Raw genomic sequence first — 7,784 nt, 5'->3', positions numbered from 1 at the left:
CACCCCCCAGGTCATCCGTTCGACAGGGGGACACAGTCATGCCGGACCCGGAGGCCAGCGGCCCTCTTGCAGGACCGCGAAGAACATAACGGGGGATCGCGGCCCGGATCGCGTCGGCGTCGAGCGCCTCCGCAGCGGCCTGCGACCACTGACAGGAGGGTGCGTCAGGGCCGGGGGTAAGCCCTGCTGCGAGACCTTCCGGGCGCTGGACAACTGACCTCTCAGGAAGGAGTCCTCGCTCCCGGCCGCCGCCGCAAACCCCCGGGTCGGCGGCGGTTGGACCTGTGAATGGACGACCAGGAGGAGCCGTTCGCCGTGGCCACCAGGGCGTCACGGAGGCTTGTCCCCGTCTGAGGCTTCGTCAAAGCACTCCTGGCTGGGTCCGGCCCTGCACGGCGGGCAGTGCCGTTGGATCCATTTACCCGCTCAGGGGGCGAGGGCTCGCGTCTACTACGGCGACAAGCTCGGTAGGCTCCAAGAGCAGGTCGCCCGCACACGTCGACCGGTTCCGGGTGTGCTGCTGGCTGTCCTCGGCTGGATGGCTTCCGGCGGCCTACCTCGCGGCGCCCTTCACACACGCGGTCTTCGCCTGCTTCCACGCGACATCTAGGCTCTCCAGCCGACTGAGGCAGATGGAGAGGGAGTTCGAGGACCCTTCACCGTCCTCCGCGATGGAGCACGCGTCCGCGGCTTCGCCACCGACGGGCACGTTGTACCCCTTGTCCCGCAGATACTCCTGACAGTCCCACGACCACGCCTGGGCCGGACTCGCGACCACAAGGGGCAGTGCGCCGGCTACCACCGTGCCACTGGCCGCCACCGCTGCTCGCCGCATCCACCTGCTACGCATCTCGTGTCCTTTCGTGTTCCGCGGTCCCTGGCTCCCGGGCCACCGCCCAGCCGCCAGGGCCGAGTCTCACCGACCCCTCGGATCCCAAACCCGCTGCCTGTGCGCGTTCATGCAATTCCCCATCGGCGGCACCTTCAGCTCGACTCGCCGCTGCGGTGGGCGTCTTTGAGGAAGACGGGTGCGGTCACGGTCCGTGTGTGGCCGGCCCTTCAGCCGGACAGCGGTCGGATCGCAGATGGTCCTGGAGGGCTGGTGCCCGCGCAGCTCGGGCCGCTTGGAGGCGAGTTGCGCGCCGTACGGGGTGGGGAACCACACCCGGGGCCGTCCGGTCTGCGGCGGGGTGATCCGGTCGGCCTGCCCTTCGGCGCGCAGTCTGGCCGGCCTGCGCCTCGTCTGTTCGATGCGCACCGCGGGGGCGATCATCCGGTGTATCTGCTCGGTGGTGGCCATCCGGTACTGCGTCGGCATGCCCAGCGCCATCCGGTCTGCGCTGCCCGTGTCCACGCCGGTCCTCACGGTTCTGTTTGCTTCCCGTCCGGTGCGGTGCCGTCCTGTCCGGCGCCGCGCATACCGGTCACGGCAGCAGCCGGCCCCGACCAGGACGGCCCGACCATGGTCACGAAGCGACGACGCCTCCGTGGACCAGGCTCACATCCTCGCCGACAGCCCGGCCGGCACCCGTCCGCACCCTTTGCCGAGCCTGGCCGCGGACCCGCAGGTCACCACGCTGGTTCTGGCCGTGGTCGGGAGGCCGGCATCCCTGCTGCGCCCCCGGAGCACGGGGGCGCAGCAGGAAGAACAGAGAGGTGGGTGGGTGGGACGGGTCCTGGGCGGTGGGTGAGGGGGCCGGGTCCCGCTGGTGTTGCTCGCGCGACGGCGGGGCCGCCGCGGCGAACCGCCGCCGGGGGAGCGGCGGCGGATTGTGAGGGAGACGTGGTGCGGCCGTCGGCCGTGCTCGGTTGCCGCGGCGCGCTTCTTCTTCGCCTGCCGCTTGGCCGGTGGCGGTGGTTCTTCGCCGGAGGCGCCGTTGTTCATCCGGGCACTGGCTTCCAGGGCCTGGTCGATGATGCGGCGGCGCATCCGGCTCTCGGGGTCATCGCAGTGACGCCCGTCAGGATCCACCGCCCGGCACCGCGGCCGCGCGGTCCGGCCTGGTCCGCGGGCGGTCCGGCCCGGGCCGGACCGCCCGCGGGCCGTCAGGGCTTGGAACGGGGCGCAGTCGTTGACGTTGCCGGCGGTGAGGGTGAATGCCGGGGCCGGCCCTGTCCGTCGCAGGCGAGGTGGATCTAGGAGGGGGCGTACGGTGAACCGGCGGATGGCCTTCACAGCGACTCCGCCTGTTCGGCAATGCGTTATTGCGTGTCGGCCTACGCGTCGACGGTAGCGGTGAGCGGCCCCTGGGCAACCACGGCGCATGGCGGCAGCAAAGAGGGGCCCGGCGTGGACCGGGCCCCTCTGCCCTACGGATGCGGTCGGCGGCGCTCGGCCGCCGGGGCCGCCGTCAGCCGCTGGTGTAGCGGTAACGCAGGCCGTTGCTGTAGCCGCCGCTGCTCTCGGCGTGGACCCAGACCGGGCCCTCGGACTGGCCGGGGGTGATGGCGACCAGCGTGGTGGGCGTCTGCTCCTTGATGATGGCCGCGTCGTGGTCGAAGTAGAGGTCGATGACGTACTGCAGGTGGTTGCCGTGCACCGTCACCTGCTGGCCGCCGTCCACGGGTCCCGAGGGGGGCTCGAGGCGGACGAGTTCGGGCCTCGGGTCGCTGTCGATAGCCATGTTCTGCTCCCTTGATCGAGGAAGAGGACAATGAGCATGCACGCGTTCGCCGCATTCTTCTGTGTATATAGAGGCATGCCGGCCAACGCGGGAACGAAGGTAGCAAGCGGGCACCACGGCCACAATTGCGATTATTCTCAACTGGCCAGCTTTCCGGACGGATCGAGGCCCTGGCTCGAAGTCTCGGCTTGACACCCATATCTGCCCCTTGTCGGCTGGTCGCGCTTCGGTGGGAGGGCTCGGGGCGCCGGACGAATTGGCGCGTAATACACCCGGAAGCGAATCTTCTATTCACTGCGGCAGGCCAGGAAATGTCTTGAAGAATGTCCGGCAAAGACGCCTTGGAACGCGGGAGAGGGCAGCACGAAAGGGCCCGTACCCATGAAGGTACGGACCCTTCTCCCGCAGTTCACCGCTCTGTCAGGCCAGGCTCTGGCCATGGAGAGCTTCTTTGGTAGCACGCGGCGCGGGCGCCGCGACACGGGCCGGCCGGGCGGCGAGGGCAATTCAGGACGGCTCCCGGCGGGCTCAAAAGGCATCCCTCGGCGCAGGTCATTCAAGGGCCGCGCAACTATGGAATGGCCGGTTACGCGACACGGGCCACTTCCTGGGGCGCCAGATACAGCTGAATCGAATCCCAGAGCTATTTCGACCGCACTCGCACCGTCACCATCCAGGGCAGTGGCAGGAAATCAGCGATTCAGTGACGGTGTTTCCGCGTGGAAAGTGTGACCTGATTCCTGTGCCGATCCGTTTTCCCGGCAGGAGCGCCATGGCCCACCGAACTCTGCGCGGCCTGCCTTTTGATTTCCCGCGGCAGGCTCGGGCTCTTCAGGTGAGGGGAGCGTCTCGGTGAAGGGTTTCGCGGAGACGGAACGCGGAGTGTGTCCGGACTGCAAGGCCGGACCCGGCCCGGAGAACACCTGCGCCGGGGTGGGGATGCCGATTCAGATGGGGCACACGCCCGACTGCCCGCAGCGGACCATCATGCAGATCAACTTCGAGGCGGGCTCCCGGCGCATCAAGGAACAGGACGCGTGGGCCCCGGTGTTGGTGCGCAGGCCGGTGGCGGCCTGGGGCCGTGAGTCTTCCGGCGGGTCGGCCTTTGCCGCCCTGCGGAACAGCCCCGGGCAGAGCGGGCCAGACCTTCATGGCCTGCCATACCTGCGGCCCCATTCCTTGTGGGGGCAGGCTGTGCAGGCACGCGAAGGCCGTGCGGTTGACCTGGCTCTGGCTCTGGCCGTGCAGCAGATCGTGCACGCCTCCCGTTCCCACACCGCGCCCGGTACGGGCAACCGCGTGGACGCGGCCAGGGACAAGGAGGACGACGCCCCTGACGACGCCCGACGAACCGCCGCTCCCACCCGGCAGACGCCCCGACCGCAAGCTCGGACCGATCGCCCCGACCGTCGGCAGCGCCCACCGCGCGTGGCTGGGCCCGATGCGCCACAGCTACCTCGCCAGCGGCCTGACCCTGAGCGACCTCAGCAGCCGCGTCCGGTTCGCCAAGTCCAAGCTGTCCGAACTGCTGCGCGGCGTCGGCCTCTACCCCCGCTGGGAGATCGTCTACTCACTCGCCATGGAACTGGGCATGCCGAACTGGCCCCTGTACCGGCTGTGGTGCCAGGCCGCGTTCGACGCCCACAAGAGCAGCGAGTGGGTCGACGACTGCACCGAACGGACCACCATCCTGACCGCCACCCACACGGCCCCGCCCTTGGATCACCGCGCCTTCCGCGAACTGGTCGAGATGGACTATCACCTGTTCGCCCAGGCCTTCCTCGACGACGACCAGCGCGACGCCGCCGTCGACGACACCTTCGACATCCTCTGGCTGTCCTGGGACGACGCCCTGGCCAGCCAGGACACCCGCCGCTACGCCTGGAACGTCCTGCGCGCCACGGTCATGGCCCGCACCCCGCACCGCGACGGCTGGCCCGAGCTGGGCATGGCCGCCTTCGACACCGTCGCCCTGAAGTCCTGCACCGATCCAGCCGACCGCCTGAACCAGATCACCGAAAGCCTGCGGCTGTTCACGGCCATGAGCCGCCTGCCCGCCCACCAGCTCGACGTCATGGTGCTGCGCAGGCTCTACGGCCTGCCGCCCGAGAACGTCTCCGCCCTCCTGGGCGTCCCCCTGGCCGCCGTCCGCTCCGACGAGCGCCACGCCACCCGCTTCCTGGAAAGCCTCCTGTGCCCGCCGCCCCCGACCGACGAAGGGAACACCCCGTGACCGGCATCGAAGAACTCCTTTCCAGAGCCCTGCTCGTCCGCGAGCGCACCATGCCCCGCGACATCGTCCCCCCCCGCGAACCTCGGCGCCGGCACCCGAGGACCCAGCCCAGGCCGCCCAGAACGCCCCGGGCGGCAGCCGCCACGCGGCGGCCGAGGATCTGCGCGCCCTGTGCGAAGCCCTCGTCCGGCACACCCCGCCACGCACGATGGCCAGGTTCGTCACCCACCAGGTCCCCGAACCCCGCGCCGCCCTGGTCCTCGCCTGCGTCCTACAGCTGACCGACACCAACGAGGGCGCCCGCTTCTGGTGGCAGTACGCCGCCGGCGCCGGACAAGCAGCCGCCGCCTACTGCCTCTACCTCCACCACCTGGCACTGGGGGAGCGGGACACCGCCGACTTCTGGCACCGCCAGACCGACGACGTCCAGCCCCCGCCCAGCGCCCCGACTTCGACGACGCAGGCACCTGGCACCCGGCAGACCACCGCATCACCAGCACCTCCACCACCCACTTCATGCGCATCCTGCGCCACCTCGCCAAGCAGACCGTCCGCTCCCGACCCGCCGGCGTCAGCAAGCTCATGGCCTACATGCCCACTGCAGTCACCGCGGGCTACCTGCGAGAGCCCGACACCGAACTGCCCCTGCCGGGATGGGAGTTCGCCCACCTCATCAACAGCCTCCTCACACCGGGCGAGCGCCCTTCCGTCTGGGACAGCCGGCCGCCTGCCCCGCACACCCCCGGCCCGTACAGAGGAGTCGACCGTGAGCACCGGCAGACGATCCCCGAGCAGATGGGCACCGCGAAACGCTGACACGCCGGCACATGGCGCCATGGAAGTTAACCAAGAGCAGGGGGGACTTCGACGAGCGGACCAGGGCCTGCGCGAGGAGCGGAACACCCCCCGCGTCAGCAGGGAGGACCACGGGCTCGTCCCGGCGGGGCCCGCTCTGCCTCGGAACACCCCGCGTCGGCGGGGAGGACGGGATGGTGACCTTCACACGCCAGTAGGACGGCGGATCACCCCCGCGTCGGCTGGGAGGACATCCACTCCCGGCACTTCCTGCGCAGCACCGCCGGAACACCCCCGCGTCGGCGGGGTGGCTATGTCCACGAGAACGGACAGCACTTGTGCACCAGTTTGGGAGGCAGTCGGCGCACGTGAGCGATTCGAACTGTTCACGGGTCTCGACAGCATCGGCGCCGAGGGAATGCGAGAGGTTGTGGACATCCCCTTCAGCCTTGCTTCGGTCAGCCAGGTGACGCGAGCAATCGTGGTCCATCCTGCACACGTCGTCCCCCTCCTCACAGGCGGGGGCAGCTGGCCCGCTGCGCTTGGCAGGGGAGACCGTAGGGTTCTGCCTCGTGCACCAGCTTGAGATTTCCGACCTGATCACGGCGGTGGATCCCCACAGCGGCCACCGGCTCCCGGTCCGGCGCGCCAAGGTGATCCAGCAGCTCCGCGCGAGCGGTGACGAGCGCGCGGCCGGGATCGTCGCCGGGTTGCCCGCTGACCAGGACGGCGTACTCGACCCACACGCCGTGGACCGCCTGCTCATCAGCGTGCACACCGAACTCCAGCGCCTGAGCGAGGAACTCCGGATCGGCGAACGCCTGGTCCATGTGCTCGGCCCGCTCTTCACCGCCATCCGCGCAACTACCCGGCAGTCTGGGCCGTACTGCCTGGTCGACGTCGGTTGTGGCCTGGGCTACCTGGTCCGCTGGCTGGCGGCTACCAACGCCCTCGGCGCGGACGTGGAGCTGATCGGGGTCGACCTCGACGCCACGCTGGTCGGCGAAGCGGAACGCCTTGCCCACGCAGAGGGGCTCAACTGCCACTTCATCCACGGGAATGCCTTCGACCTGCCGAAGGCGGCGACCGTCTACGTCTCCACCGGTGTGCTGCACCATTTCCGTGGTCCCGCCCTGGCCAAGTTCTTCCAGGCCCAGGCCACCTCACCGGCGCAGGCCTTCTGCCACTTCGACATCGCCGCAACCCGCCTCGCACCCATCGGTGCCTGGATCTTCCACCGCGCCCGGATGCGCCACCCGCTCGGCCGTCACGACGGCGTCGTCTCCGCGCGGCGCGCGCACAGCGACGAGACACTGTTGCGCGCCGCCGACGTACCCGGCATCCGGCCGCTGCTGTACGAGCCGCGCGGCGCGGTGAACCCGTTCTGCACCACGTTGCGCCCGGTCATCGGAGTGCGCCCACAGCTGGAGGAGCCGCTTCGCCGGGCCCTCGGGCGGGCCGCACGCCGACTGGTCGGCCCGGAGTATCTCGCCGAGGCCGCCCGATGACCCCCGCCGTACCACTCGCACTGCTTGGTCTGGTCGACGCGGCATTCAGCGGATTCCGCGCTTATGCCGGCCGCGACGCCCGCATTCGTAAACACCGGGCCATCACCCGGGCCGCCCTGCGTGGACTGGCAGTCGGGGCCGTCCTGCTGCTCGCGCCCGCGCTGACCGCAGCCCTCCTGCTGCTGACCGCACCAGCCCAGGCCCGGACATACAACACCCTGACTGCCGGCGGCCTCGGATACCTGCTCCCTCTTACCGTCTACGCCACCGCCGTATTGCTCTCGCTCGCCGCTTACTTCGTCCTGCCATTTCGTGCCAGCACCCTCGCGATGGTCATCGGCCTCGGCCCGCTGACCCTGATGCGTCCGCTCGCCGTTGCCGCCGCGTGCCTCGGCGCGGTCATCAACGGCGGCGGTGGTTCCGCTCTGCTGGTCGGCGCGATCGCAGGCGCCGCCGTGCTGTGCGTCGAACCTGCGGTGCACCGGCGCTGGTACCACCACGCGCTTTAGAGGTCGTTCTCTTTCCGAACCCCATGTCCGAACCCCATGTGCGGTTTCTGCTGGTCAGGCATGAGATTGCGGCTGGCACGGAAGTCTCGCTCCGTTGCTGACCGAGATGTCATGG

Annotated in this window: 6 protein-coding genes and 1 pseudogene; 4 read left to right on the top strand and 3 right to left on the bottom strand. The window is 69.8% G+C overall.

Going from position 1 to position 7,784, the window contains the following annotated elements:
- Positions 1-916: 916 nt before the first annotated feature.
- The 3 genes and pseudogenes from ACIBNA_RS38800 to ACIBNA_RS38790 all read right to left on the bottom strand — a co-directional run bounded on the left by ACIBNA_RS38800 (position 917) and on the right by ACIBNA_RS38790 (position 2,624).
- Positions 917-1,354: a replication-relaxation family protein gene (locus ACIBNA_RS38800; protein WP_399169966.1), complete on the bottom strand. Its 438-nt coding sequence runs from the start codon at positions 1,352-1,354 to the stop codon at positions 917-919.
- A gap of 610 nt (positions 1,355-1,964) precedes the next feature.
- Positions 1,965-2,136: pseudogene (locus ACIBNA_RS38795) on the bottom strand (IS5/IS1182 family transposase); the annotation flags it as partial.
- A 215-nt stretch (positions 2,137-2,351) separates the two neighbouring features.
- On the bottom strand, positions 2,352-2,624 hold the full coding sequence (locus ACIBNA_RS38790) for an IPT/TIG domain-containing protein (RefSeq protein ID WP_399169965.1): 273 nt from the start codon (positions 2,622-2,624) through the stop codon (positions 2,352-2,354).
- Positions 2,625-4,065: 1,441 nt separating this feature from the next.
- Here ACIBNA_RS38790 and ACIBNA_RS38785 point away from each other — a divergent pair.
- The 4 genes from ACIBNA_RS38785 (at position 4,066) to ACIBNA_RS38770 (ending at position 7,669) form a co-directional block, all read left to right on the top strand.
- Positions 4,066-4,857, top strand: coding sequence for an RNA polymerase sigma factor (locus ACIBNA_RS38785; RefSeq protein ID WP_399169964.1), 792 nt, complete (start codon positions 4,066-4,068; stop codon positions 4,855-4,857).
- A gap of 516 nt (positions 4,858-5,373) precedes the next feature.
- A complete protein-coding gene (locus tag ACIBNA_RS38780) occupies positions 5,374-5,673 on the top strand; it encodes a hypothetical protein (RefSeq protein WP_399169962.1) in 300 nt (99 codons plus the stop codon).
- A gap of 551 nt (positions 5,674-6,224) precedes the next feature.
- Positions 6,225-7,160: a class I SAM-dependent methyltransferase gene (locus ACIBNA_RS38775; RefSeq protein ID WP_399169961.1), complete on the top strand. Its 936-nt coding sequence runs from the start codon at positions 6,225-6,227 to the stop codon at positions 7,158-7,160.
- Positions 7,157-7,669 (top strand): hypothetical protein, encoded by a 513-nt coding sequence (locus tag ACIBNA_RS38770; RefSeq protein ID WP_399169960.1) that lies wholly within the window; start codon positions 7,157-7,159, stop codon positions 7,667-7,669. Before ACIBNA_RS38775 ends, ACIBNA_RS38770 begins: the two co-directional genes overlap by 4 nt.
- The last annotated feature ends 115 nt before the right edge of the window (positions 7,670-7,784 follow it).

This window comes from Streptomyces sp. NPDC050164, from assembly GCF_044459945.1.
GTDB classification, from domain to species: domain Bacteria; phylum Actinomycetota; class Actinomycetes; order Streptomycetales; family Streptomycetaceae; genus Streptomyces; species Streptomyces coeruleorubidus_A.
This window is presented reverse-complemented; position numbering and strand designations above follow the sequence as displayed.